The following is a 25,813-nucleotide window of genomic DNA, read 5'->3' as shown; positions in this document are numbered from 1 at the left end:
GGGGCAAGGACAAAAGAGCCCAAACCCCGTGCCATATGTTCTAAACAAAGCAGTCAAAAAAGACGAACCACAAAGCTCGTCTTTTCTAACACGTCAATGCAAGGGTTTTAGTGTACGCCTAGGGCAGCTAAATAACGCTCGGCATCCAGCGCCGCCATGCACCCAGTGCCAGCGGCCGTCACAGCTTGGCGATACGTGTAGTCCTGCACGTCGCCGCAGGCAAATACGCCATCGATATTGGTCTTGCTGGTGCCAGGAATGGTCTTAAGGTAACCTTGCTCGTCGTGGTGCAGGTAAGGCTGGAAAATCTTGGAATTCGGCTCGTGGCCGATGGCCACAAAGAAACCCGTGAGCTTAATTTCCTGGGTTTCGTGGGTCATCAGGTTTTTCACCCGAACTCCTTCTACAGAGTGCTCGCCCAGAATCTCATCAGTTACAGTGTTAAACAGCACCTCAATCTTGGGGTTGTCGAGCACGCGCTGCTGCATGATTTTCGAAGCCTTCATTTCGCTTTTGCGCACTATCATGGTCACCTTACTGCACAAGTTGGCCAAGTAAGTGGCCTCCTCGGCCGCCGTGTCGCCGGCACCCACAATGGCCACTTCCTGCCCACGGTAAAAGAAGCCGTCGCACACGGCGCAGGCCGAAACCCCGGAGCCGTTGAGGCGGGCTTCCGAAGGCAGCCCCAGCCACTTGGCCGAAGCGCCCGTAGCGATGATGACCGTATCGGCAGTCAGTTCCACCGTTTCGTCGATGGTAACTTTGCGTGGAGTTACCGAAAAATCAACCGCCGTGGCAATGCCGTAGCGAATATCCGTTCCGAAGCGGGCAGCCTGCTTTTTCAGGTCTTCCATCATCTGAGGACCGTTTACGCCATCGGCATAGCCGGGAAAGTTCTCCACGTCATTGGTAATCGTGAGCTGACCACCCGGCTGCAGGCCCATGTACATTACAGGTGCCATGTTGGCCCGGGCAGCATAGATGGCAGCAGTATAACCGGCGGGGCCGGAGCCGATAATCAGGCATTTGATGTGTTCAGGCATTGGTATTAGCTATATCGCGCAGCATTGCTGCGCATATCGTTGAACGAGGAAGGTTATAACGGTGTGCTTGGCCCGCGCCGCAAAGCTGGGTCTCGCATCCGTAAACAAGCACTAGACTTTACAAAAAACCCCAACCTAACGGTCGGGGTTTTTCATTTTGCAAAACTAATTGATTAACCGAGATAAGGCTTCAGTGCTTTCGAGCGCGACGTGTGGCGTAAGCGACGAATGGCCTTCTCTTTAATCTGCCGGACCCGCTCGCGGGTCAGGTTAAACTTCTCGCCAATTTCCTCCAAGGTCAAAGCAGCTTCGCCGTTCAACCCAAAGTACAGCGTGATAACATCGGCCTCGCGCTTGGTGAGCGTGCTCAGGGCGCGCTGCACCTCCTTGCGGAGCGAGTCGTTCATCAGGGCCATGTCCGGCGACTCTTCGTCCTCGTTTTCGAGCACGTCGAGCAAACGGTTTTCTTCGCCCTGCACAAAAGGCGCATCCACGGACACGTGACGGCCACTAATCTTCAAAGTGTCCACTACTTCCGAAGTGGTCAGTTCGAGTACTTCAGCAATCTCTTCCGGCGAAGGCTCGCGCTCGAATTTCTGCTCCAACTCCGAGAAGGATTTGCTGATTTTGTTCAGCGAACCCACACGGTTCAGGGGCAAACGCACAATGCGGCTCTGCTCGGCCAAGGCCTGCAGAATGGACTGACGAATCCACCACACGGCGTATGAGATAAATTTAAAACCGCGGGTTTCGTCAAAACGCTTGGCGGCTTTGATAAGACCGAGGTTGCCCTCGTTAATGAGGTCACCCAGGGATAAGCCCTGGTTCTGATACTGCTTGGCTACCGACACCACGAAACGCAGGTTGGCTTTCGTCAATTTCTCCAGCGCTTGCTGGTCTCCGTCGCGGATACGCTGCGCGAGCGTTACCTCTTCGTCGGGCGTGAGCAAATCAACCTTGCCAATCTCCTGGAGGTATTTATCCAGCGACTGGCTTTCGCGGTTGGTAATCTGCTTACTAATTTTTAGCTGTCTCATGGGACTAGGTAAGAACGATATCTGATGGGGTTATACGTAAGAAAAAGCCGCCAGGCCAGTCCCGTAGTCAGAGAAAGCCAACAGGCCCCCTCTGACATTAGTTCGGGACAATGCGCTGTAGCTAGGCTTTCGCTTCGCCGTTGCTGGCCGCCGCTGCTTCTGGCTTTGGAAGCAACACCTTGCGCGAGAGCCGGTACTTGCCGGTTTTCTTGTCGATTTCCACCAGTTTCACGTCGATGTCCTGCCCTACTTCCAACAGTCCTTCCAGGGTCTGAATCCGCTCGTGCGTCACCTCCGAGATGTGGAGCAAGCCGTCCTTGCCAGGCATGATTTCTACGAAGGCACCGTAAGGCTGTATGCTGCGCACTTTGCCTTTGTAGGTCTCGCCCACTTCCGGCTGCGCCGCGATGGCCCGGATGCGGTCGATGGCACCTTGCATGTCCTCCTGGTTGGAGGCGTAGATGCTAACGTGGCCTTTCTCGTCCTTCTCCTCGATGATAACCGTAGCGTTGGTATCCTTCTGGATTTGCTGAATGACTTTGCCGCCCGGCCCGATTACAGCGCCGATAAATTCCTTGTCAATCAACATCTTGTGCGACCGAGGCGTGTGAGGCTTCAGTTCAGCAGCCGGGGCCGCAATGGTCTTGGCCATTTCGCCCAGGATGTGCAGGCGGCCTTCGCGGGCCTGATGCAGGGCAGCGGTCAGAATCTCATTGCTCAGGCCCTGGATTTTGATGTCCATCTGGCAAGCGCAAATGCCTTTCTCGGTGCCGGTTACTTTGAAGTCCATGTCGCCGAGGTGGTCCTCGTCGCCGAGAATGTCGCTCAGTACAGCGTACTCACCGGTTTCCTTGTCTTGCACCAGGCCCATGGCGATACCGGCCACTGCGGCCGAAATCTTCACGCCAGCATCCATCAGTGCCAGCGAGCCAGCACAAACGGTAGCCATTGAGCTCGAGCCATTCGATTCCAGAATGTCCGACACGATGCGGATGGTGTAAGGGTTCTCCTCTTCGGGGGGCAGCACCTGGCGCAGCGAGCGCAGGGCCAGGTTGCCGTGGCCGATTTCGCGGCGGCCAGCACCGCGGTTTGGCTTCACCTCACCGGTCGAGAAACCGGGGAAGTTGTAGTGCAGCATAAACTTTGAGTAACCTTTGGTCAGCGGCTGGTCTACGATTTGCTCGTCGAGCTTGGTGCCGAGGGTGGCCGTGGTCAAGCTCTGGGTTTCGCCGCGGGTAAAGATGGCCGAGCCGTGCGCACCGGGCAGGTAGTTGATTTCCGACCAGATGGGGCGGATTTCGGTGAGCTGGCGGCCGTCGAGGCGCACACGCTCCTTCACCATCATGTCGCGGATGGCTTTCTTCTCGGCTGAGCCATAATAGCGGCTGAACATCTTCATGTCCAATTCGGGCTGCTCAGCAATGAGCTTGTCCAAGAATGCCTTTTTCACGCCCGAGAAACCCTCCTTGCGGCCGGCCTTGCTGGTGTTGCCAGCGCGGGCTACGTCGTAGGCACCCTGGTAAACACCTTCCTGAATCAGCTTTTTCAGCGCTTCGTTTTCCTCGTACTTCGGGTACTCGCGGGGAGCCGATTCCGGTGTGCGGCCCACGGCTTCCGCCAGTTCTTTCTGAAGCTGGCACTGAGCTTTGATGGCTTCGTGGCCGAAGGCAATGGCCGCCACCATTTCTTCTTCGCTCACTTCCTTCATGGCACCTTCCACCATGGCCACAGAGTCGGCAGTGGCACCTACCATCAGGTCCATGTCGGCACGCTCCAGGTCCGAGGTCTTGGGGTTGATGTGGAACTGGCCGTCAATGCGCGCCACGCGCACCTCGGAGATGGGGCCGGCAAACGGAATATCCGAAATCGACAGGGCAGCCGAAGCAGCCAGAGCGGCCAAGGCATCGGGCTGCACTTCTTTGTCGGCAGAGATGAGTGTAATCATCACCTGCACTTCGTAGTGGTAGTCTTTGGGGAACATCGGCCGCAGGATGCGGTCAACGAGGCGGCAGACCAGGATTTCGTGGTCGCTCAGGCGACCTTCGCGGCGCTGAAAGGAACCGGGAATCTTGCCGGCCGAGCCGAACTTCTCTTGGTAGTCGACCGACAGGGGCAGGAAATCAACGCCTTCGCGCTGGCTCGGAGCCGACACCACCGTGGCGAGCAGCATGGTGTCGCCGAGGCGAACCACGACCGCGCCGTCGGCGAATTTGGCCAGTTTGCCGGTTTCGATGGAAATGACACGGCCGTCGGGCAGCGTCAAGGATTTGGTAATGGCGTGGGGTTGGGACATCAGCGGGATTTGCTTGGAAAAGCGACAGCGGGCGAGCAGCCAAAAACGAGTGCCACACAGAACATTCGTTACTCAGGTAAACACAGCAACAGCGCGCCGATACAAAACAGTGCCCGGGGCAGCCTCGGCGCAAAACCGACCCGAACAAAAAAAGAGTAGGGAACCTTCGTTGGAAGGCTCCCTACTCTCAGACTCTGGACTTACTTACGGATGCCCAGCTCCTTGATGATTGCGCGGTAGCGGTTGATTTCGCGGTGCTGCAGGTAATCCAACATGCGGCGACGCTTACCTACCAGCTTCAGCAGGCCCAAGCGAGTGCTGTGGTCCTTCTTGTTAGCCTTGAGGTGCTCGGTGAGGTGGTTGATGCGGTGGGTAAAGAGACCAATCTGAGCCTCGGCCGAACCGGTATCGGTTTTAACTTTTTGCAGGCTGTTCTTTTCGAAAATGGCCTGTTTTGCTTCGGTGGTTAAAATCATCGGTTGATAGGTATTACCCCGTCTTAGATTTAAGGATGAGAAAAATGTTATTGAATACCCCACACATTGGGGTGCCGCAAAGGTACGCAATTTAAAAACAGGATAAAAGCGCGTTGGCGCATTTTTTCATGCAGTAGTTCCAGTGGCATGGCCCCTACTCTTCCACCGTAGGCTCCGTTATTTTGCGCAGCCCCGGAATACCTAGCCGCTGTGGCAAACGCCGCCAGAAATCCATTTCCAACAGGCCCGAGTCGTTGTAGGCTTGGTACAGGAAAAACAGGCCAGCAGGCAATAGCACCAAGTTGGACATCCACATGCCAATGCCTACCGGCATCACAAACTCGCGGCCATACTTCTCGCCCATGATGCTGAGCACGTAGTACACAATGAAAAAGAGGATGGACACCAGAATGGGTACCCCCAGTCCTCCTTTCTTTATGATGGACCCCAGCGGCGCTCCAATCAAAAACATCAGCAACACGGCTACCGATTGAGAATATTTGCGGTAGACCTCTATGCGGAACAAGGCCGAGTTGCGGGCATATTCGTTGAGGCGGTCAGCCGTTGAATTGGCGAAGGCTTTGAGGTTGCTAGCCCGGTTGGACGCTTGCTGCATAATGGGCCCCGAAGGAGGTGCCAATCGGGAAGCTGGTACCTTAATGCTTTCAACCCGGCGGTTTGCGGCCTGGCCAGTGGTATCGAAGCGCAGGAAAGTGTAATAGGCATTGGTTTGCCGCGTGAGCTGCGCCTGTTCGTTGTTCAGCTTCTTTTGCACCGAGTCGGTAGCCGTATGCAGCTGGGCGATATTCAGCATCATTCGGTTTTCCTTGAATAGGTCCTCCTTGGTGCGACCCAGGTCGAACGACGCCAAGGAGAACGTAACTAGGTTGTGGTCGAAGCCCTGCCGAATAAAGGTGGAGCCGGCACGGTTCTGAACATCCGGCTGCTCGACGTACATATTGCCGTGGAAAAGCTCCAGACCCAGGTACCCCCCATTGAAGCGGGTAAACATCCGCCCCGAATCGGCGAACATAACAGTGGCGTTGCCCGACTTTTGGGTGTGGTCGTAAATGATTACGCCGTGCAGCCGGTCGCCATTTTCACCCGTCTTCTTATCTACCTTAATGGTGTAGCCGGGAATGCCGCTATAGAACACGCCTTCACGGATATCCAGGGCCAGTTTTTGCTGACGCACATCCCAGAGCAAGCTATACGCTTTGAGGTTAGCCCGGGGCACAATGGTTTCGTTAAACCAAAAGGCCCCAACGGCCAGCGCTATGGTGAGCAATAGCACGGGACGCAAAATTCGGGTGAGCGCAATGCCCGAAGCCTTAATGGCCGTCAATTCGTGGTGCTCGCCCAAATTGCCATACGTCATCAGCGAAGACAACAACACGGCCAGCGGAAGCGAGACCGGTACTATAAGCACACTGAAATAGAAAAGCAGCTGCAACAGCACGCCCGTGCCCAAATCCTTGCCGATGATATCGTCAAGGTATTTGAGCAAAGTATGCGTGAGCAGAATAAACTGCACCACCGCAAACGTGAGCAAGAATGGCCCGGCAAAGGCCTTCAGAATAAGCTTATCGAGCTTTTTGAGCATAAAGTAAAGCGGTGAGCTGATGCCGCACGCCAGCGCTGAAACGCAAGTCTGTGGAAAAAAGTACCAGAGCCGGACCGCCCGGCCAAGCCAGTTTCCTTAGCTCTTACCCTCCTACCTGCTCGCGTAGCTTGGCCACGAGGCCTTCCCACATTTCCTGCTGCTCGCTGGCATCGTGCGTGCTGGAGTAATCAATCACGCGCAAATAAACTTCGTCGGTTACTTGCGAAGAATCTAGGGAGAACTCCAGGTAATTGGCATCGGGAACTGCCTTTCGCAGCTCATCGAGGAAAACAAAACGTACACCGCGGTTGAGGCGCTGGCCTGAGATTTCGGCGTAATGGTTTTCCTGGTCCCAAATAAAATTAAGACGCTGCCCCTCTACGTAGCGGACATCGTCACAAAACCACTGCGAAAGGCCCGAGGCAGTAGCCAAATAGGGAAAAAGAATTTTGGGCGAAGCGTTGATTGGGAATTCAACAACAAAACGCGTTTTGATTTGGGTATCAGGCAGAGCCATAGCAATAAAGACGAAGGGGCCTGGTTTGACTGAAGTCTCAAACCGGCCACACGAAAGAAATACGGTGTTTTTTACCCCTGAGCCTTGCTTCGGGGTTATTTGTAGCGTTACCTTTGCACCCACAAAAAACCCGGCGGGGTAGCTCAGTTGGTTAGAGCACAGGATTCATAACCCTGAGGTCACGAGTTCAACTCTCGTCCCCGCTACTTCAAAAACCGTTTTGGCTGTATGCCGAGACGGTTTTTTTGTTTAAAGGCTAACTTAACCCATTGAATGGATTGAAAGCCTTGGGGAAATCAACATCTGCCAACCGAGTTATTAGCTGGGCTGAAAGCACCAAAAACAAGAAAACGCTGAACCCAAGGGTCAGCGTTTTCTTGGTTATTAGCTCACAGGGGCAATTACTTTATTTTCTCAACGATGCCCTGGAAGGCCGTTGGGTGGTTCAAAGCCAAGTCGGCCAGAACTTTGCGATTCAACTCGATGCCAGCCTTTTTCAGGCCACCCATCAATTGCGAGTACGACAGGCCGTGCTCGCGAGCGCCGGCGTTGATACGCTGAATCCAGAGAGCCCGGAACTCGCGCTTCTTTACTTTACGGTCGCGGTAAGCGTACAGGAGGCCTTTTTCAACGGCGTTCTTGGCTACGGTCCATACGTTCTTACGACGGCCATAGTAGCCTTTCGCCAAACGCATGATTTTCTTACGACGGTGGCGGGAGGCCACGTGGTTGACACTTCTTGGCATAACCTGAGGAGTTTTTGGCAGCCGGCGCCCAGCGTCTGCTGAAGCTTACAATTGCGGCCGGAAGCCTGGTGTATTAATTAGTGATGGGTAATTGGCAATTAATATTTAGCTTAAAAAGAGTGATTGCACTAGGCACAACTCTTGATTACTAATTCTTAATTACTAATTAAAAGTTAAGCATCTGACGCACGCGGTTCATATCGGCGCTGCTCACAAGACCGGTTTTGGTCAGGTTACGCTTTTGCTTCGTGGTCTTCTTGGTCAGAATGTGTGATTTGAAGGCGTGCTTCCGCTTCACCTTGCCCGTTCCGGTGAGCGCAAAGCGCTTCTTGGCACCGGATTTCGTCTTTACTTTCGGCATTGTAATAAGATTGGAGGGTTGGTTGTTGATTGTTGATTGCTCACTGACCGGAGGTCGGGAAGCCATCTTCAACCGGTAAAATCTATTCGTTGTCAGCTTCGGCGGTGGAGGTTGCCGGAGCTTCTTCAGAGGTCTTTTCTTTGGTGTCGGCGGGCTTGGTTACCTTCTTGTCAGCCTTCGCGTCTGGAGCAGCTGGTTTAGCTGGCTTGGCTACCGCAGCAGCTTTGGGAGCTAGGTAAAGGAACATGCGCTTGCCTTCAAGCTTGGGCAACTGCTCTACCTTGGCAAGGTCCTCTAGGGCCTGAGCAAACTTGAGCAGCAGGATTTCGCCCCGCTCTTTAAACACGATGCTGCGGCCAACAAAGTGCACGTAGCTCTTGATTTTGGCACCTTCGCGCAAAAATTCCTGAGCGTGCTTCACTTTAAAAGCAAAGTCGTGCTCGTCAGTGTTAGGACCGAAGCGAATCTCTTTGAGAACAACTTTGGTTTGTTTGGCCTTTAGCTCGCGGGTCTTCTTCTTCTGCTCGTACTTAAATTTCGAGTAGTCGATGACACGACAAACGGGCGGCGTAGCCGTGGGCGAAATCTCAACGAGGTCGAGATTTTGGTCCTGGGCCATTTTACGGGCTTGGTCGGTTGGATAAACGCCTTGTTCGACGTTATCGCCTACCAGGCGCACTTCGCGGGCCAGGATTTTTTGGTTGATTTTGAACGGCTCTTCCACCTGCTGGCGGGGCACGTACCGACGGTTCGGGGCTGCTATGGTTTGGTCCTCCTCCTAAAAAAGTGGCGGGAAATGAGATTCTGGGCGGTTTAGGCCGGTTAGGGCCTGGCAATCAGGGGGCAAATATCGGTATTTATCTTGGTAAACGCAAGCAATGCTATAAGCTTCAAGCTTTAAGTCGCAATCTCTATGCTTTAACGACCTAATAAAAAGGAATTTGCACAGACAATAGCGATGCTTGAGGCTTGAGGCTTATAATTTTGGGCTTACATGGCTTCTACTACCTGGCTTTGCACACTCTTCACGAAAGCATCTAGCGGCATGGACCCGAGGTCGCCTTCGCCATGCTTACGCACTGAAATGATGTTGTCCTGGGCTTCTTTCTCACCAACTACCAGGAGGTAAGGTATTTTGCTCATTTCAGCGTCGCGGATTTTACGGCCGATGCGTTCGTCGCGGGCATCTACGGTGCCGCGCAGTTCGCGCTGCTCGAGTTGTGCTTTTACCTCGTTGGCGTAATCAATGTACTTGTCCGAAATCGGCAGGACAATGAATTGCTCCGGTGTGAGCCACAGCGGGAAGTTGCCGGCGCAGTGCTCGATAAGCACGGCCACAAAGCGCTCCAGCGAGCCAAAAGGGGCGCGGTGCAGCATCACGGGGCGCTGGCGGGAGTTGTCGGGGGCCACGTACTCGAGGTCGAAACGCTCGGGCAGGTTGTAGTCGACCTGAATGGTGCCGAGCTGCCACCGGCGGCCAAGGGCGTCGCGCACCATGAAGTCTAGCTTGGGGCCGTAAAAAGCCGCTTCGCCCAATTCGGTTACCGTAGGCAAACCCTTCTCAACGGCAGCTTCCTGAATAGCCGCTTCGGCCAAAGCCCAGTTCTCATCAGAACCTATGTACTTGGTCTTGTTTTCCGGGTCGCGCAGGCTGATTTGAGCCGTGTAGTTTTCAAAACCTAAGTTTTTGAAAACGTACAGCACGAGGTCAATCACCTTCTTGAATTCCTCCTTTACCTGGTCGGGGCGGCAGAAGATGTGGGCATCGTCCTGGGTGAAGCCCCGCACTCGCGTCAGGCCATGCAATTCACCCGACTGCTCATAGCGGTACACCGTACCGAATTCGGCGTAGCGCACGGGTAGGTCGCGGTAGCTGCGAGGCTCGGTTTTGTAGATTTCGCAGTGGTGGGGGCAGTTCATCGGCTTGAGGAAGAATTCCTCGCCGGGGTTTGGCGTTTTAATGGGCTGAAAGGAATCAGCGCCATATTTTTCGTAGTGACCGCTGGTTACGTACAGCTCCTTGGCGCCAATGTGCGGCGTAACGACGGGCTGATAACCGGCTTTCACCTGAGCTTTGCGCAGGAATTGCTCAAGGCGCTCGCGCAGAGCCGTGCCCTTGGGCAGCCACAAGGGTAGCCCCGCTCCTACTTTCTCTGAGAAAGCAAAGAGCTTCAATTCCTTGCCCAGCTTGCGGTGGTCGCGGCGCTTGGCCTCTTCCAGACGTTCAAGGTACTCGGTGAGGTCTTTGGCCTTCTGAAAAGTGATGCCGTAGAGGCGGGTGAGTTGCTTGTTCTTTTCATCGCCGCGCCAATAAGCCCCGGCCACGTTCATGAGCTTAGCTGCCTTGATAGAGCTAGTATCGGGAATGTGCGGGCCACGGCAGAGGTCGGTGAACCCCCCTTGGGTGTAGAAGGTAATTTGGCCGTCTTCGAGGTTTTCGAGCAACTCGAGCTTATAAGGGTCCTGCTTCTCCTGGAAGTAGGCAATGGCGTCGGCCTTGGAGATTTCCTGGCGGATGAAGCGGCTTTTGGTTTTGGCCAGCTCCAGCATTTTTTTCTCGATTTCGGGGAAGTCCTCGCTGGAAATGCTGCGTCCTTCGCCTAGGTCTACATCGTAATAGAAGCCGTTTTCAACGGCGGGGCCGATGGCTAGTTTCACGCCCGGATACAGGATTTCGAGGGCTTCGGCCATCAGGTGAGCCGAGGAGTGCCAGTAGGTCGCTTTGCCGGCCTCGTCGTTCCAGGTCAGGATTTCAACTTTGGCATCTTCGGTGAGGGGGCGGTGCAGGTCGCGGACTTCGCCGTTGACACGCACAGCCAAGGCATTGCGAGCCAAGCCTTCGCTGATGCTGTTGGCCAAGGCGTGGCCGGTAGAGCCGGACTCGACCTGGCGAACCGAGCCGTCGGGGAGGGTAATATTGAGCATAAAAGGAGGTAAAAGGTGCCCATGGGGCAGAGCAGGGCGCAAGTTACGCTTCGCTCTCCGAGGAATTAAGAATAAAGAAGGTGGAATTGTGCTTTTTTACTTATCTAATACTCTTTTAGAAGCTGTAGGATTGGTAGCCGGTCGAGTTCCCCGAAGCTCTGCTTTAAGTCGAGAGTTAAAGGGAGCCGTTCTACCGGGCCGATGCAAAGCTTCGGAGTAATCGGCCGGCTAGCCCGCGCTGGGTTTGAGGGAGGAAATGGGGCTGATGGGCTCCAGGCGCGGTGGCGAGGCCGGACGGCGGTAGTAGTAGTGGGGCGTAGGACGGAGGCTATCGGGAAGCAGGGCTTGCACCCGCTCATTGGTTTTCCAGACTTTGAAGGTCCAGTGCGTATTGCCGGGGTTTTCGGCTACCAAACGTCGGAACTGGGCCAAGGCTTCGGGCAAGCGGTTTTGTGATTCCAGCGCCTCCGCCAACAAAGCGCGGGCCTGGGGAAGGCGCGGGTTGCGGCGCAGGGCGCGCTGGAGGTGCTCAATAACGGCAGCGGGGCGACGTTCCTTGGCCGCGGCCAAGCCCAGGCGGTAGTCGGCCCGGTACACAGTGGTGTCCAGTGCCAGGGCCCGGCGGTAATACCACAGGGCACTGTCGGGACGGCCACGCAACTCCAACTGACGGCCATAGTCGTAGCTCAACAAGCCGGACGTGGTATCGAGCTTCATGCCCAGGGCGGCGTAGCGAGCGGCATCAGCCGGCACCCGCCAGGCGTTGAGTAGAAAAGCCAGCTGGTGCAGAATTTCGGGCTGGCGGGGGTCGCGGGCCAGCGCATCCTGCAGGTATTGCACGGCAGTAGAAGTATCGGCCGTAGCAGCGTAAGCGAGGCCTTTATAGAAAAGGGCCGCGGGTTGGTCGGGGTCGAGGCGTAAAGTGCGGTCGAGGTTGTCGAGAGCCGCTGTGTAATTGCGCGCTGCCAAGTGGGTTTCGCCCACCAGCAAAGGCAGCTCCGGACCAGAGAAACCGTATTGAGCGGCCTGTCGGGCGGCGGCGAGGGCAGCGGGCAATTGGCCCAAGGCACGAAAAGCCCGGGCCTGCAAAAAATACAGGTTGCCGGCAGTTTCGTCTATTTCAAGGGCTGCGGCAACGTCAGCCAGTGCCGCGCTGGGCTGGCCGGCAGCCAGCCGCAGCGTAGCACGGCGCGCCAGCAAGGCAGTGTTGCGGGGCTTGCTGGCAATAGCGCCATTTAGCTCATCGGCCTGCACGCGCGGGCCACTCTGCACCGTGGCCAGGTCGACCAACGTGTCGGGGCGTTGACTGGGCTCGGTCGAGCAGCCAGCGGCCGCCAAGGCCAGCAGTGGCAACGAAACAAAGGCAATGAGGCGAGGAGGTAACATTAAACAAGCAGCAAATCACTACAAAGAAAGAACGTACAATGCGAGGTGATTAAAGCTGGCCCTCCAATTTACCAAGTAGAACGCGCATCACCCGAGGTGAAGCCGGCTGCACTACTCAGTTTTTTTGCTAGCCTCCACCGCTGAGCGGACGGCTTCCTGCTCCGGTTGGTCAGCTGGTAGCAGGCCGCGAGCCAGCCGCTTTTGCCGGCGGGCATCGGCACGCACCAAGAGAGGCAGCATTTGACGGCAGAGGCGAATCAAAACCAAATCTTCGCTGGTGATAGCCGGAATTTTTTCAGCTTCACGCAATACTTCTATGGCTCGGCGGCGACGCCCCTGGTAGCGACACATCCGGGCCAAATCATAGCAAATCTGAAGGTTTTGAGGAGCCAGCCCGTGTGCTGTTTCCATGGATTCGATGGCGGTGCGGCTGTCACCGCCATCGGGCACGTCCCCGAGGACCAGCTTACTATAAATCCGCTCCAGCACATTGTAGTGGGCCACCCGGTACTGCCAGCGGCCAAGCAGCTGCCACGCTTCGGGATAATCGGGCCGGTGCTGGGTAGCCAGGTACACGTGCGAGCGCAAGTCGCGGAAAGCCAGCAGGCGGGCTCCGGCATTATACAAAGTGGCCTGACTGAATAAAGCCAATGCAACGGCGTAATTGCTCTCCCCTCCTTCGGGCTGCATAAGCAAAGCCCGGTCGGCGTATTGGCGGGCAGCATCGAAGTACGCCGCTTTGCGGGTTTCATCGGAATAGCGGCGCCCTATTTTCACGCTTAGCACAGTAGCCTGGCACAAGGCCAGGTAATGCCTTGGCGCTTTCTTGATGATTTCCTGATAAACTGCCAGGGCTTCGGAGTCCTTAAATGCATTTGCGAGGGTCGAGGCCTGCAACAGCATCATGCGCACCTCGGGCGAGTCGTTGGCAGGAGCAGCGGGTGCCTGGCGCACCGACGAGACAAGAGGCTTGAGCTTTTGCAGCTGTGACTGACCTGCTGCGGGGCTCCCTCCTATCACCCCAAGCAAACCCACTGCAAGCAACCACCCCCGCCACGGCCTAGGTGTAAAAGTAGGGCACCCCCGCAATGGAAATGAAACACGCATAGAGGCAAATAAATACGGCCCTGGTCCAAACGCTTAGTCAGTCCGTTAAATTCATGCTTGCACCGGCTGGTGGCGGTGTGCGTTAGAGCGCAGGTTAAGGCAGCGCCTGGTTTATGGAACATTTGAACGTTCAGTATCGCGGGACGAAAGTTGCGTACTTATTAACGATTAAATCGGTAAGCACATTTCGTCCCGGGGCCTCGAACGCTAAGCATGACAATAGCCTTACAAGTGTATTGCCTAAAAAAGACCTAACTGAGCCTTGGGCCGCTTCAGCAACTCACGCGCCTGGGCTACCTCCTCGGCCGTCACGTCGACCGGGCCCGCGGATTCGGGCCTTTCAACGGCCGTGACGATACCCACGTGCTCGCTTGCCTTGGGCAGTGCCACAGCCACCCGCTTTTTAGGCACTTCGCGGCGCTGGGGCTCGGGCCCTTCATCGGTTAGCAAGGTCAGAGCGTGGACTTTAAAGTAGTTGAGCTTGTTGCCCATGGCCTTCCAGCCCTTCACATCAATAAACTCGTGCAGGTTGATTTTCTCGGTCTCCTTCTCCGCTTTTTTGTCCTTCTGGATTTTCAGCTCCGCCACGGGCTCAGGGTTGGCCGTCACGGCCAGCAGCTTGGAGCCCTTGGTTTCGGAGATGAAGGTGAAGCGCTTCTCCAGCGTGCTGGTTTCGATTTTGAAACGCTTTACGTAATGAAGCTTGGTTTCGCCGTCCATGTACACGGCCGACAGCACCGTGTCGGGCTCGTGCTTGCGCAGGAGCAGGATGTTGGGCACGTCGTAGTGGTTGGTGGGGTTGGGCGCTGTTAGCTCATAGCTGCCATCTTTGAACACCACCAGCACGGTGTTTTCGGTGTCGAAGGTGCCGAGATAACGGCCGTGACCGGCCGTGTTGAGGCGGCCTACCACGCTGTCGAAGAAGATTTCGCGGCCGCCCAAGGTAGAATCGCCCAGGGTTTTCTGGGTGATTTTTTTGATGGGCTGTTTGGTGACGATGTTACCCATGGAGCCCTTGCCCTTGATGGCCAGCTCGGCAAAGTCAAAGTCAAATTGCTTTACCCGTGCAGGGGCCTTGTCGCTGAGCTGAATGCTTACAATTTCGGACTCGGAATTGGGGTTGGCCGTGAGGTAAAGGGTTTTGGTGCCCTTGGTGCCTTTGGTGAGGTCGTAGGTTTTGTCGCGGGTGATGCCCGACACCAGGAAGCGCTTGGCAAAGCTGATGCCCGAGGCGCCGTCGAGGTACACCATGTTGTACACCAATCGGTCGTCGTTTTTATTGTAGACACCGACGTGCAGTATATCCTTGCCCACAAAGGTTTTCTCAGCAATTTTGGTTACCGTGAACGTGCCTTCGCGCTTGATGGCGATGATGTCGTCCAAGTCAGAGCAGTCGCAGATGGTAACCGCATTTTCGTCCTTTTTAAGGCCATAGCCCACGAAACCGTCTTGGTAGTTCACGTAGAGCTTTTGATTGGCCACCGCTACTTTCTGGGCGGTTACCACATCGAAGGTGCGAAGCTGGGTTTTGCGCTCGCGGCCCGCGCCGTACTTCTTCAGCAGGCCTTCGAAGTAATTGATGGCGTAGCGAGTCAGGTTGGCGAGGTGGTCGGCTACTTCGGCCAGTTCGGCTTCGAGGCGCTGGATATACTCATCGGCCTTGAAACCGTCGAATTTCGAGATGCGCTTGATGCGGATTTCGGTAAGGCGGGTGAGGTCGTCTTCCGTGATGGGGCGGCGCAGGAGGATGCGCTGGTCGTCAGCTTTGGCCTTTTCCCCTTCGATGCGCACGAATTTCTTCAGGCCTTTGTCGATGGTCTCCAGAATTTCAGGCCAGGTCTCGCACTCCTCAATTTTGCGGTAGATGCGGTTTTCGATGAAAATCTTCTCCAGCGAGGCGTTGTGCCATTTCTCCCACAGCTCATCCTGACGAATTTCCAGCTCACGCTCCAGCAGGCGCACCGTAGCCTTGGTGCTCTGCCGCAACACGTCCTCCACGCCCACAAAGCGGGGCTTGTCGTCAATAATAACGCAGGTGTTGGGCGAAATGCTGATTTCGCAGTCGGTGAAGGCATACAGCGCATCCATGGTCAGGTCGGGCGAGACCCCGGCAGGCAGCTGTACCTGAATTTCCACGTCAGCAGCCGTGTTGTCGACCACCTTCTTAATCTTGATTTTGTTGGCTTCCGAAGCCTTCACGATGCTTTCCATCAGCGCCGTGGTGGTGGATCCGTAGGGAATGTCGCGAATTACAAGCAGAGTCTTATCGACCTTCTCGATGGTGGCACGCAGCCGGATTTTGGCTCCGCGCATGCCCGAGTTGTAGTTGCTGACGTCGCACAAGCCACCGGTCGAAAAGTCCGGAAACAACTGCACTTCCCGGCCCCGCAGCACGTCGATGCTAGCCTTGCACAACTCGCGGAAGTTGTGCGGCATAATCTTGGTGCTCAAACCCACGGCAATGCCTTCGACACCCTGCGCCAGCAGCAGCGGGAATTTTACAGGCAGCGTGGTAGGCTCGCGCTTGCGGCCGTCGTAGCTGAGCTGCCACTCGGTGGTGTCGGGGTTGAAAACCACGTCGAGGGCAAACTTGGAGAGGCGGGCTTCGATATAGCGGGGTGCAGCGGCGCCATCGCCGGTGCGCACGTCGCCCCAGTTGCCCTGAGTCTCGATGAGCAGGTCTTTCTGGCCCAGGTTCACCATGGCGTCGCCAATGCTGGCGTCGCCGTGGGGGTGGTACTGCATGGTCTGACCGATGACGTTAGCCACCTTGTTGAAGCGACCGTCGTCCATCTCCTTCATGGCGTGCAGGATGCGCCGCTGCACGGGCTTGAGGCCGTCTTCGATGGCCGGGACGGCCCGCTCCAGAATTACGTATGACGCGTAGTCCAGAAACCAGTTCTGGTACATGCCCTTCACCGTGGCCACGTCGTGAATGGTTTCGCCGGGAGCGAACTTGGGTTCCTCTTCGGTTTCGGGCTCGGGCACGGTGTCGATTGCCAGATGCACGGTGGGGGTTGCCCCAAACAAGTCCGATGCTGCAGCAACTGGAACGCCGGCTTCGGAAGAAGCTAATACGTCTGCCGTTTCTTGGTGCTGGGCTGCTGCCTCAGCGGCAAAACTGGGGTCTTCTTCCGCGTCCGCGGCGGCAGCAGGTGAGAAAGCGGAGAGGTCAAAATCCACCGAATCGCCGGACTGCAGAAAATTTTTGTCGGGAAATTCGGAAGCGGGAGTATCGAGAGTAGCCACAGGGAAAACGAAAGAGGTCGGCGAACTGCCGTCAAAAATACCGGAATGCGCGCGGAGCGCAATAAATTACAATCCCTGAGAAGGCCGGAAAGTTCCCAAGATTTTTAGCGAATTGCGAGGCACTCTCAGTTCTGAGAGCAACCATAAAACAGCCCATGTTTTAAATTAAGGCAATATTTTGGCGAAATGCAAGCTAAAATAAATAGCCAAAAGCACAACAGCAACAGATGCACAAAGCTCGTCAATTAGCCCATATTGCCCAAAACGAAAAAAGCCCGAGCCAAGGGCCCGGGCTTTTCCGTGGAATGTGCCGACTAGTCTACCCCTAGGCGGCGGTTCAAACCTACGAAAAAAATAATACACAGCAAAACCTTAACAATTCGTTAACCACATTTCTGGCTGCGTATTACTGAATTTTACAGTTTAAAAGAGACATCAATGGAGTCTTGATGGGGCAGAAAACCTGCATTGATTTGAGTGCCTGCGCGAAAAAGGATGAAGGGTATAATTACGCAGCCGCATTTACTCCAACAGAAACTTATTTAATTACTTCGCTATGCGCTTTTTTTTCTCCTAGCACCGCGACGCATGTGGGGTTAGGCCCTAACACGAACTAGGCACTAAGATGAGGCAAGGGCACGACTACCCGTACCCCATAACCGGTTACTGTGCCGGTGGCAGCCAATACCGGTCCTGTGGTTGCCGCCCCGCCAATGGCGGTAGCGCGGTTATAAATCGTAGTCACCCCTTGGCCATTGCGGCCAAGGGCTACGTGCGTTCCAACAGCCGCGGGCTGGCCATCATCCACAATATCCAGTATCAGCTGCGGGCCCTCCAAGCGCACCCCTACCGTGACGCGCGAAACCGCCTGCGCATGCTTGAGGATGTTTTGCAGGCTTTCCTTGTATATCAGATACAGATTGCGGCGCAAGCGGGCATGGAGGCGATAAACAGGCAGGGCATTGGGCAGCTTAAAATCAAGCTCGATGTTGCGGGGGCATATCACTTCGTGGCCATAGTCCCGCATGCGGCTAAGAAGGTCGGTGAGGTAATCGTTCTGGGCATCGAGACTCCATACTACGTCGTTGAGCTGACGCACGGCGGTCCGGCTGGCATCAGAAAGGCGGTTGATTTGGAGGCGCTGGCCCGCAGCGTCGGCCAGGCCTTCCTGGAGCAGATTGCTTTGCAGGCTGATTTGCCGGAGGAGCGTACCGACATCGTCGCGCAGGTCGGCGGCTAGGCGGGCACGCAACTCTGTTTCGCGGGCGGATTGTCGCCGGCGGAAGCGCCAAAAGAAATACCCTCCCACCAAAATGGCCAGCAGGCTGATTCCGGCAATGCCAATGAGTTGGGTTTGCTGACGCAGGCGGTAAAGTTCGCGTTGTTGGGCTTGCAAACGGGCTTGCTGGGTAAGCACCTTAATTTGGTTTTGCTGCTGGCCCAGCTCATAATTGAGGCGCAGGGCAGCGGTCCGGTTGGTGGTGGCTTCGTTAAGGAGGCTGTCGTTGTAAGCCTTGCGGCCGCTTGAAGCCGTGTAGGCCTGCGCGAAATCCTTACGGGCCGCATAAGCTAGTGCCAGCACCTCGTTGGCAGCACGAGCGCCTTCTTTCGAGCGAACTGCCTGGCTGGCACGTAGGCTACGTTTCCCGTAATAAATGGCACTATCGGGCCGGCCCATTTGCAGAGATGCACGCGCCAGCAACCCCAGAGCCCTCGGAATGGCCAGCAGCTGCCCAGCTGCAACGGATTGTCGCAAAACCGGGTAACCTAGGGCCAGCGCATTGGCATTATTACCCTGCCGTTCATCTACCTCCGCCAGGTTGAGCTGCATAGCCAGGACCTCCGCCGCCAGGCCCAAACGCTGGCTGACTGCCATGCTCTGCAAGTAAAAGCGCCGGGCCAAAGCCCAGTGCTTTTGGCGGCGGGCTACATCGCCAAGGCCACCCAAAGCCAGGTTGATACGGTCCGGGTAATCGTAGTGACGGGCTACTCTCAGTGCATCGCTCAGATACTCGTGCGCATGCTTATAATCGCCGAGCTTGGTAAATGTGTTGCCCGCCTGAATTTTCAGGCTGGTTTGGAAACGGCGAGTTTCGCTAGTATTGGCCATGGTCATGCCCTTATAGCAATAAGCCAAGCTAGCCGCGTACTGACCCTGCTGGTCGGCCACGAGAGCCAGCCGGCCCAGGCACCGCACTTCGCCTCCCAAGTCGCGTATGAGCTCAAATTCGAGTTGAGCATCTTGCAGGCATCGCTTGGCGGGGCCGTAATTGGCAAGGCTGATGTAATAGTCGGCCAAATCCAACAAAGTTTCGGCCACCAAGTCGTGGCGTTCGAGTTGCCGGGCCAGTCGAACGGCTTCTTCCAATACAGGCAGGGCATCTTCTACCTGCTTGAGCTTGAGCGCACGCGCTAATTCGGTGAGCAGGACCACTCGCCTGTAATCGGGAGTCAGGTTGGCGTCCACCAGCGCGCTCACGCTATCGATACGGTGCTGCTGAGCTTGCTTCAGGGCCGAAAGATTGGCGGCTTTGGCTTCAGCAAAAGGCGGGGACTGGGTTGAAGCTGGCTCTGGCACGGGAGCTTGAGCGGCCAGTGGCCCCTTCCCCCAAGCAACGCATGTTGCTGCCAAGAGCAAAGCCCAGCGGTACCGCCCCTTGATTTTATGCATTTGAATAGCTTAACAGCGCATAAAGGTACTGATAATGAGCAAGCACATGACACAAGTAATCTACTTGAACTGCCAAGAAAGTAATACTTACCAAGCAAACAGCTTATTCATGTCCGTTCAGGATTTTCAGAGTGGTTTAAAAGACCTTAGCGGCGGGTACCTAACCGTGGTTTGCCAGCCATTTTCCCCTCTCTGCAAAAAAACACCCCACCTAGCAAATGCTAAGCGGGGCGAATTCAATTATGTAGTGCTCAAGGCAGGATGCCTGGTACCCTGAGCACATCAGGCAGCTTCGGCTTCGACCAGTTCGGCCACCGGCAATACGTCGCTGGTAATCAGGTCTTTTTCCAGCCGCAAGTTGTCGATGATGAAGGTCTGGCGGTCGGGCGTGTTTTTGCCCATGTAATAAGTGAGTACCTGCTGAATGCTACGGTCAGACTGTAGAATAACCGGCTCGAGCTTTATGTTTTCGCCGATAAATTTGCCAAACTCTTCAGGTGAAATCTCCCCTAGGCCTTTAAAGCGGGTTATCTCGGGGTTTTTGCCCAGCTTGCGCATTGCGGCTTGCTTTTCCTGCTCATTGTAGCAATAAATGGTTTCCTTCTTGTTGCGCACGCGGAAGAGTGGCGTTTCAAGAATGAAAACGTGCCCGTTGCGCACCAGGTCGGGGAAGAACTGCAGGAAGAAGGTGAGCAGCAGCAGACGAATGTGCATGCCATCGACGTCGGCATCGGTGGCCACCACCACGCGGTTGTAGCGCAAGTGCTCAATGCCTTCTTCGATGTTTAGCGCGTGCTGCAGGAGGTTCAGCTCCTCGTTCTCGTACACGATTTTCTTTTTCAGGCCAAAGCAGTTCAGCGGCTTGCCGCGCAAACTGAACACGGCCTCCAGTTCCACGTTGCGGCTCTTGGTGATGCTGCCCGAGGCCGAGTCGCCCTCGGTGATGAAGAGCGTAGTAAGCAGCTCTTTCTCGGCGCCGTCCTTGGCGTTCTCGCCCAGGTGAAAGCGGCAGTCGCGCAGCTTGCGGTTGTGCAGGTTGGCTTTTTTGGCGCGCTGGTTGGCTAGCTTTTTCACGCCGGCCATGTCTTTGCGCTCGCGCTCGCTCTGCTCAATGCGCTTGCGCAGCTTCTCGGCGGCATCGGCATTTTTGTGCAGGTAGTTGTCGAGGTGCTCTTTGACAAAATCGACGATAAAGCCACGGACTGTGGGGCCGTCTTCGCCCATGTTCACGCTGCCGAGCTTGGTTTTGGTCTGGCTCTCGAACACAGGTTCCTGCACGCGCACCGAAATGGCGGCGATGATGCTGGCCCGAATGTCGGCTGCGTCGTAGTCCTTTTTATAAAACTCGCGCACGGCCTTCACCACGGCTTCGCGGAACGCCGCCAAGTGCGTGCCACCCTGTGTGGTATACTGCCCGTTCACGAAGGAATAGTACTCCTCGCCGTAGTCGTTGCCGTGCGTCATGGCCATTTCAATATCCGGCCCCTTGAGGTGGATAATGGGGTAACGCATGCTCTCAACGTCGGCTTTGCGGGCAAGCAAATCGAGCAGGCCGTTTTCGGAATAATACTTCTGACCGTTGAAGTTGATGGTCAGGCCGGCGTTGAGGTAGACGTAGTTCCAGATTTGGTTTTCCAAGTACTCCGGAATGAAGCGGTAGTTCTTGAAAATGGTATCGTCGGGCTGGAAAGTAACGAGGGTACCGTTGCGCTGGCTGGTCTTCTGAGGCTTGGGGTCGCTCACGAGCTTGCCCTGGGCAAACTCGGCCGATTTCATCACGCCCTCGCGCACGCTCTGCACCAAGAAGTAGCCGCTGAGGGCGTTCACGGCCTTGGTGCCCACGCCGTTGAGGCCCACGGACTTTTGGAATACCTTGGAATCGTATTTGCCGCCGGTGTTGATTTTGCTCACCACATCGACCACCTTGCCCAGCGGGATGCCGCGGCCGTAGTCGCGCACCTGTACCCGGGAGTCGGAAATCTTAATGTCGATAGTGCGGCCGTGCCCCATTACGTGTTCGTCGATGCAGTTATCGACCACTTCCTTCACCAATACGTAGATGCCGTCGTCGTAAGCAGAGCCATCGCCAAGTTTGCCGATGTACATGCCCGGCCGGAGGCGGATGTGCTCGCGCCAGTCCAGCGAGCGAATGCTGTCTTCGTTATAGCCGTGGTCGGGGACTTTTGGCGCCACTTCCGGGGCGTCAGTCAGTAGTTCGTCGTTCATGGGGCAACTGTTCTCAAGAATTCAGGTAAAATAACGCAGAAATTAGCGGTAGGGCAAGAAATTATGCCAGCTCAGTTAGCACAGCCCCGCTAATTTATTTAGTTTTTAACATCATCTCAGGGCCCTGGGTTCACGCCTGGTGCAGTGTTAAGCCAATTAACTTCTTCTCCTCCCCTACGCATGTTTCCTCCCCTCGCCACCCGCGGCACACCGCACTCCAATGTCAGTCAGCAAAGCGGGAGCGTGCCCGAGGCCCGGCTGGCGCCCGTAATACACTACACGTTTATGCTGATTGGTCTCTCGCTGCTGGTGTATGTGCTGCACAAGCTCGACGGCATTTTGCTGCCCTTGTTCTTTGCGGCCCTGCTCTCGACTCTGCTGCTGCCCATGGTTAGCAAACTAGAGAACCGGGGCTGGCCGCGAATACTGGCCATCATCACGGCCATCCTATTGCTGGTGGGTGGCGTAGTGGGGCTGGGGGTAGTGTTTGGTGCTCAGATTATGGACCTGAAAGCCGAATTGCCTCTCATTCAGCAAAAGATGGTGGTGTACCTCGACCAGGGCCAGCAGTGGCTGCACGACCGGCTAGGGATGCGCATCATGAGCAAGGACGAAATAATTGATTCGTCGCTCAGCTCGGCCAAAAAGTCGGCGGGCGGGTTTCTGGGCAGTACCATCAGCACCACGGCGGGGGTGCTAAGCGTGCTCACGCTTATTCCCATTTACATCTTTTGCTTTTTGTATTACCGCGACCATATGCGCCAGTTTATGTTCCGGTTTGTGTCGCCTGACAAGCGAACGGCGGTGCTGCACACCATGGACAGCATTCAGGCGGTGGTCCAGGCTTACATCACCGGGCTGCTCATGGTGATTGTGATTGTGGCGATACTCAACGGGATTGGCCTGCTGCTGCTGGGCGTTAAGTTCGCCATCTTCTTTGCCATTTTCGCTTCGGTACTGGCGGTGATTCCCTACATCGGCATTCTGGTGGGGGCTACCATTCCGGCCCTGATTACGCTGGTTGAAACCGGCTCGCCGGGCAAAGCCGCGGCCGTTGTGGGCGTGTTTGTGTTTGTGCAGTTTCTCGAGGGCAATTTCATCACGCCCATGATTACGGGCTCCAAAGTGAGCATCAACCCCATGGCGGCCATCGTGGCCCTCATTTTGGGCGGCGAGCTGTGGGGCACACCGGGCATGATTTTGAGCATTCCGATGGTGGCCGTGCTCAAGGTGGTGTTCGATTCGAACAAGGCCACCGAGCCCTGGGGCTTCTTGCTAGGTGACGTAACCGATGGCGAAGACACCAAAAAGGACAAGTCGGACGACAAGCCCGGTTTTTTGGGCAAGGCTTGGCACATGCTCAAGCGCATCTAGTGCGCAACGCTGGCTTCAGTGCAACCCCCAGGTCGGCTAAACAGTATAGCTTACCAAACTTTCCTTCCACATAACTTACCTTTTCCTACAATGGCTACGACCACTGAAACCACCGCCCGCGCTTACAATGACCTTGTTGAAATCAACAAAACCGGTGCAAAAGGCTACCAGGAAGCCGCCGAAGGCGTAACCAACCCCCAGCTGAAATCGGAGCTGAGCCGCCTTTCGCAGCAGCGCGCTCAGTTTGCTTCGGAGCTCACCCAACGCGCCAGCCAATACGGTCTTAACATACAAGACAGCAACACTGTAGAGGGACTGCTGACCGATGCAGCCGCTGCAGTGCATCATGGCTGGATTAACCTCAAGTCGGCCATCACCGGCCATAGCGACACTGCCATCCTGGGCGAATGCGAAACCGGAGATTCTGTAGCCCTTAAAGCTTACGAGACGGCCCTCCAAGCCGAAAACCTGCCTACCGAAGCCAAGAGCATTCTGCAGCAGCAGCACAGCGAAGTGCTGCAGGCCAAAAACTGGGTTACCCAGCAAAAAGGCAGCTTGAGCAATTAAGAAACCAACTGACGCCCGCGTCAGGACCTGCACTAACTAGCCCCACCGCTTGCACAAAATGCAGCCGGTGGGGCTTTTTGCGTGTTGGACGTAAATACCAAGCAGATGCTAGGCCAGTGTAAGTTAGACTCTAAATACGGTTGAGGCAACAGCGTAAAACTGAATGCAAGGAAGGATAAAATACGGAGTGGATTCTCGGGAAACACCGATGCAAATGGTATAAAATACCTATAAACATCCTGTTTCTCATACCGTTAACTTTACACCAACCCCTCCTAAAACCAGTTCTATGGATGCAAACCTTCCCTCCCCAACCGGCGAAACTGTAAACTCTGAAATGGTCTCGACGGTGGCCACTGGGACGTCTGCCGAACAAGCGCAGGCGCAAGGCGGCCGTGGCACCCAGATTCCGTCGCGGCCACAAGGCGACCACCTCGACCATGGACACCCCGACCACGACGACCACGAGCAGCACTGGCTGTGGAAATACGTGTTCAGCCAAGACCACAAAACCATTGCCAAGCAGTTTCTGATTACCGGCATTGCTTGGGCTTTTGTGGGAGGCGCATTGTCGAGCCTAATGCGCGTGCAACTTGGGTGGCCCGAGGCTGCGTTGGAGTTTTTAAGCCCCGTGCTGGGCAAATGGATTCAAGCTGGCAAGCTCAACCCGGAGTTTTACTTATCGTTGGTGACGATGCACGGCACCATCATGGTGTTTTTCGTGCTAACGGCCGGGCTGAGCGGTACGTTTTCCAACTTCTTGATTCCGCTGCAGATTGGAGCCCGTGACATGGCGTCAGGCTTCATGAACATGCTCTCGTACTGGTTCTTCTTTCTGTCGAGCGTGGTCATGTTATCCTCGCTCTTTATTGAAACAGGGCCAGCAGCGGCGGGCTGGACCATTTACCCACCGTTGAGCGCTCTGCCACAATCCATTCCGGGCTCGGGCGCGGGCCAGACTTTATGGCTCGTTTCGATGGCGCTGTTTATCGTTTCGCAGTTGCTGGGCGGGGTAAACTACGTAACCACGGTAATAAACCTGCGCACAAAAGGCATGAGTATGAGCAAGCTTCCGCTCACCATTTGGGCCTTTTTTCTGACGGCTATACTGGGTATTCTGGCATTTCCAGTGCTTTTCTCAGCCGTGCTGCTGCTCGTGTTTGACCGCTCATTTGGCACTTCCTTTTATTTGTCTGACATCTACATTGCTGGGCAGGCCCTGCACCACCAGGGGGGCTCGCCGGTTCTGTTCCAGCACTTGTTCTGGTTCCTGGGCCACCCGGAAGTGTACATCGTGATTTTGCCAGCCTTCGGTATTGTGAACGAAGTGCTGCCCATCAATGCCCGCAAGCCCATATTTGGCTACCGGGCCATGATTGGCTCGCTGGTCGGCATTTCGCTGCTCTCGTTCGTCGTGTGGGGGCACCACATGTTCGTAACGGGCATGAACCCCTTCCTGGGCTCAGTCTTTATGTTTCTGACGCTGATTATTGCCGTGCCTTCGGGCGTGAAGGTATTCAACTGGCTAGCCACGCTCTGGCGCGGAAATATCCGGTTTACCACGGCCATGCTGTTTAGCATCGGGTTTGTGTCGCTGTTTATAACTGGTGGTTTGACGGGCATCATTCTTGGCAATTCCACACTGGATATACAGGCTCACAACACTTACTTCGTGGTGGCGCACTTCCACTTGGTAATGGGCAGCTCGGCCTTCTTTGCCATGTTTGCAGGCGTCTATCACTGGTTTCCGAAGATGTTTGGCCGAATGATGGACGAGAAGTTGGGATACATCCACTTCTGGTCGACTTTATTGGGAGCCTACTGCGTGTTTATGCCCATGCACTACATTGGCATTGCGGGTTTTCCGCGCCGCTATTATGCCTGGACGGCCTTTGATTCCTTCTCGCAGTTTGCGGACTTAAATAAGTTCATCAGTACAGCGGCTATTCTGGTGTGGGTGGGGCAGTTTGTCTTCCTGTTCAACTTTATCTACAGCATGTACCGTGGCCGACGGGCCACGCAAAACCCCTGGCGCGCCAACACGCTGGAGTGGACTACGCCTATCAACCCCGGACACGGCAACTGGCCGGGCGAAATCCCGACGGTATACCGCTGGCCCTACGACTACAGTAAGCCAGGTGCCGAAGATGACTTTATCCCGCAAAACGTGCCGCTTTCCAAAACTGTCTCGTCAAATCTGCCCTACGAACAGGAAATGGCTGAGTAATTTAT

General features: G+C 55.5%; 17 protein-coding genes, 1 tRNA gene and 1 pseudogene. 4 read left to right on the top strand and 15 right to left on the bottom strand.

Annotated elements, in window-relative coordinates:
• Positions 1-107 precede the first annotated feature (107 nt).
• The 6 genes from trxB to ACP7AJ_RS05280 all read right to left on the bottom strand — a co-directional run bounded on the left by trxB (position 108) and on the right by ACP7AJ_RS05280 (position 6,969).
• Positions 108-1,043 carry a thioredoxin-disulfide reductase gene (gene trxB, locus ACP7AJ_RS05305; protein WP_426059153.1) on the bottom strand — a complete coding sequence of 312 codons (936 nt, stop codon included), beginning with the start codon at positions 1,041-1,043 and terminating at the stop codon, positions 108-110.
• Positions 1,044-1,216: 173 nt separating this feature from the next.
• On the bottom strand, positions 1,217-2,080 hold the full coding sequence (locus ACP7AJ_RS05300) for a sigma-70 family RNA polymerase sigma factor (protein ID WP_035566352.1): 864 nt from the start codon (positions 2,078-2,080) through the stop codon (positions 1,217-1,219).
• Between the two features lie 121 nt (positions 2,081-2,201).
• Positions 2,202-4,373 (bottom strand): polyribonucleotide nucleotidyltransferase, encoded by a 2,172-nt coding sequence (gene pnp / locus ACP7AJ_RS05295; protein WP_426059152.1) that lies wholly within the window; start codon positions 4,371-4,373, stop codon positions 2,202-2,204.
• Positions 4,374-4,573: 200 nt separating this feature from the next.
• Positions 4,574-4,849 (bottom strand): 30S ribosomal protein S15, encoded by a 276-nt coding sequence (rpsO, locus tag ACP7AJ_RS05290; RefSeq protein WP_092669123.1) that lies wholly within the window; start codon positions 4,847-4,849, stop codon positions 4,574-4,576.
• 154 nt (positions 4,850-5,003) lie between these two features.
• Positions 5,004-6,452 (bottom strand): LptF/LptG family permease, encoded by a 1,449-nt coding sequence (locus ACP7AJ_RS05285; protein ID WP_426059151.1) that lies wholly within the window; start codon positions 6,450-6,452, stop codon positions 5,004-5,006.
• A gap of 103 nt (positions 6,453-6,555) precedes the next feature.
• Positions 6,556-6,969: an START-like domain-containing protein gene (locus tag ACP7AJ_RS05280; protein WP_426059150.1), complete on the bottom strand. Its 414-nt coding sequence runs from the start codon at positions 6,967-6,969 to the stop codon at positions 6,556-6,558.
• A gap of 132 nt (positions 6,970-7,101) precedes the next feature.
• On the opposite strand from ACP7AJ_RS05280, the gene ACP7AJ_RS05275 reads away from it, so the two are divergent.
• Positions 7,102-7,175, top strand: a tRNA-Met gene (locus ACP7AJ_RS05275).
• A gap of 195 nt (positions 7,176-7,370) precedes the next feature.
• On the opposite strand, the gene rplT is transcribed toward ACP7AJ_RS05275, so the two are convergent.
• The 9 genes and pseudogenes from rplT to ACP7AJ_RS05230 form a co-directional block, all read right to left on the bottom strand.
• Positions 7,371-7,715, bottom strand: a complete 345-nt coding sequence (gene rplT, locus ACP7AJ_RS05270; RefSeq protein WP_426059149.1) for a 50S ribosomal protein L20 — start codon at positions 7,713-7,715, stop codon at positions 7,371-7,373.
• A 166-nt stretch (positions 7,716-7,881) separates the two neighbouring features.
• Positions 7,882-8,076, bottom strand: a complete 195-nt coding sequence (gene rpmI, locus ACP7AJ_RS05265; protein ID WP_092669127.1) for a 50S ribosomal protein L35 — start codon at positions 8,074-8,076, stop codon at positions 7,882-7,884.
• A gap of 205 nt (positions 8,077-8,281) precedes the next feature.
• Positions 8,282-8,839, bottom strand: a pseudogene (gene infC / locus ACP7AJ_RS05260) (translation initiation factor IF-3); the annotation flags it as partial.
• 227 nt (positions 8,840-9,066) lie between these two features.
• Positions 9,067-11,001 (bottom strand): threonine--tRNA ligase, encoded by a 1,935-nt coding sequence (gene thrS, locus ACP7AJ_RS05255; protein WP_426059148.1) that lies wholly within the window; start codon positions 10,999-11,001, stop codon positions 9,067-9,069.
• A 228-nt stretch (positions 11,002-11,229) separates the two neighbouring features.
• A complete protein-coding gene (locus ACP7AJ_RS05250) occupies positions 11,230-12,387 on the bottom strand; it encodes a tetratricopeptide repeat protein (RefSeq protein ID WP_426059147.1) in 1,158 nt (385 codons plus the stop codon).
• 111 nt (positions 12,388-12,498) lie between these two features.
• The gene (locus ACP7AJ_RS05245; RefSeq protein ID WP_426059146.1) at positions 12,499-13,341 is read right to left on the bottom strand and encodes a hypothetical protein; all 843 of its coding nucleotides are present in this window, start codon (positions 13,339-13,341) and stop codon (positions 12,499-12,501) included.
• A 393-nt stretch (positions 13,342-13,734) separates the two neighbouring features.
• Positions 13,735-16,482 carry a DNA gyrase/topoisomerase IV subunit A gene (locus tag ACP7AJ_RS05240; protein ID WP_426059455.1) on the bottom strand — a complete coding sequence of 916 codons (2,748 nt, stop codon included), beginning with the start codon at positions 16,480-16,482 and terminating at the stop codon, positions 13,735-13,737.
• An 874-nt stretch (positions 16,483-17,356) separates the two neighbouring features.
• Complete coding sequence (locus ACP7AJ_RS05235) at positions 17,357-19,321, bottom strand: tetratricopeptide repeat-containing sensor histidine kinase (RefSeq protein ID WP_426059145.1); 1,965 nt, start codon at positions 19,319-19,321, stop codon at positions 17,357-17,359.
• A 375-nt stretch (positions 19,322-19,696) separates the two neighbouring features.
• Positions 19,697-21,640 carry a DNA topoisomerase IV subunit B gene (locus ACP7AJ_RS05230; RefSeq protein WP_426059144.1) on the bottom strand — a complete coding sequence of 648 codons (1,944 nt, stop codon included), beginning with the start codon at positions 21,638-21,640 and terminating at the stop codon, positions 19,697-19,699.
• A gap of 180 nt (positions 21,641-21,820) precedes the next feature.
• On the opposite strand from ACP7AJ_RS05230, the gene ACP7AJ_RS05225 reads away from it, so the two are divergent.
• The 3 genes from ACP7AJ_RS05225 (at position 21,821) to ACP7AJ_RS05215 (ending at position 25,808) form a co-directional block, all read left to right on the top strand.
• Positions 21,821-23,014: an AI-2E family transporter gene (locus ACP7AJ_RS05225; RefSeq protein WP_426059143.1), complete on the top strand. Its 1,194-nt coding sequence runs from the start codon at positions 21,821-21,823 to the stop codon at positions 23,012-23,014.
• Between the two features lie 90 nt (positions 23,015-23,104).
• Positions 23,105-23,581 carry a PA2169 family four-helix-bundle protein gene (locus tag ACP7AJ_RS05220; protein ID WP_426059142.1) on the top strand — a complete coding sequence of 159 codons (477 nt, stop codon included), beginning with the start codon at positions 23,105-23,107 and terminating at the stop codon, positions 23,579-23,581.
• Between the two features lie 289 nt (positions 23,582-23,870).
• Positions 23,871-25,808 (top strand): cytochrome c oxidase subunit I, encoded by a 1,938-nt coding sequence (locus tag ACP7AJ_RS05215; RefSeq protein ID WP_426059141.1) that lies wholly within the window; start codon positions 23,871-23,873, stop codon positions 25,806-25,808.
• The last annotated feature ends 5 nt before the right edge of the window (positions 25,809-25,813 follow it).

The sequence above is a fragment of the Hymenobacter sp. B1770 genome (genome assembly GCF_049896385.1).
Classification (GTDB): domain Bacteria; phylum Bacteroidota; class Bacteroidia; order Cytophagales; family Hymenobacteraceae; genus Hymenobacter.
This window is presented reverse-complemented; position numbering and strand designations above follow the sequence as displayed.

What these genes read in the sequence shown, in the direction of transcription:
- ACP7AJ_RS05280 (WP_426059150.1), bottom strand. Translation starts at nt 6,969, where the DNA reads ATGGCTCTGCCTGATACCCAAATCAAAACGCGTTTTGTTGTTGAATTC.
- ACP7AJ_RS05215 (WP_426059141.1), top strand. Translation starts at nt 23,871, where the DNA reads ATGGATGCAAACCTTCCCTCCCCAACCGGCGAAACTGTAAACTCTGAA.
- thrS (WP_426059148.1), bottom strand. Translation starts at nt 11,001, where the DNA reads ATGCTCAATATTACCCTCCCCGACGGCTCGGTTCGCCAGGTCGAGTCC.
- rpsO (WP_092669123.1), bottom strand. Translation starts at nt 4,849, where the DNA reads ATGATTTTAACCACCGAAGCAAAACAGGCCATTTTCGAAAAGAACAGC.
- ACP7AJ_RS05300 (WP_035566352.1), bottom strand. Translation starts at nt 2,080, where the DNA reads ATGAGACAGCTAAAAATTAGTAAGCAGATTACCAACCGCGAAAGCCAG.
- ACP7AJ_RS05285 (WP_426059151.1), bottom strand. Translation starts at nt 6,452, where the DNA reads ATGCTCAAAAAGCTCGATAAGCTTATTCTGAAGGCCTTTGCCGGGCCA.
- ACP7AJ_RS05225 (WP_426059143.1), top strand. Translation starts at nt 21,821, where the DNA reads ATGTTTCCTCCCCTCGCCACCCGCGGCACACCGCACTCCAATGTCAGT.
- ACP7AJ_RS05220 (WP_426059142.1), top strand. Translation starts at nt 23,105, where the DNA reads ATGGCTACGACCACTGAAACCACCGCCCGCGCTTACAATGACCTTGTT.
- rpmI (WP_092669127.1), bottom strand. Translation starts at nt 8,076, where the DNA reads ATGCCGAAAGTAAAGACGAAATCCGGTGCCAAGAAGCGCTTTGCGCTC.
- rplT (WP_426059149.1), bottom strand. Translation starts at nt 7,715, where the DNA reads ATGCCAAGAAGTGTCAACCACGTGGCCTCCCGCCACCGTCGTAAGAAA.
- ACP7AJ_RS05250 (WP_426059147.1), bottom strand. Translation starts at nt 12,387, where the DNA reads ATGTTACCTCCTCGCCTCATTGCCTTTGTTTCGTTGCCACTGCTGGCC.
- ACP7AJ_RS05230 (WP_426059144.1), bottom strand. Translation starts at nt 21,640, where the DNA reads ATGAACGACGAACTACTGACTGACGCCCCGGAAGTGGCGCCAAAAGTC.
- trxB (WP_426059153.1), bottom strand. Translation starts at nt 1,043, where the DNA reads ATGCCTGAACACATCAAATGCCTGATTATCGGCTCCGGCCCCGCCGGT.
- pnp (WP_426059152.1), bottom strand. Translation starts at nt 4,373, where the DNA reads ATGTCCCAACCCCACGCCATTACCAAATCCTTGACGCTGCCCGACGGC.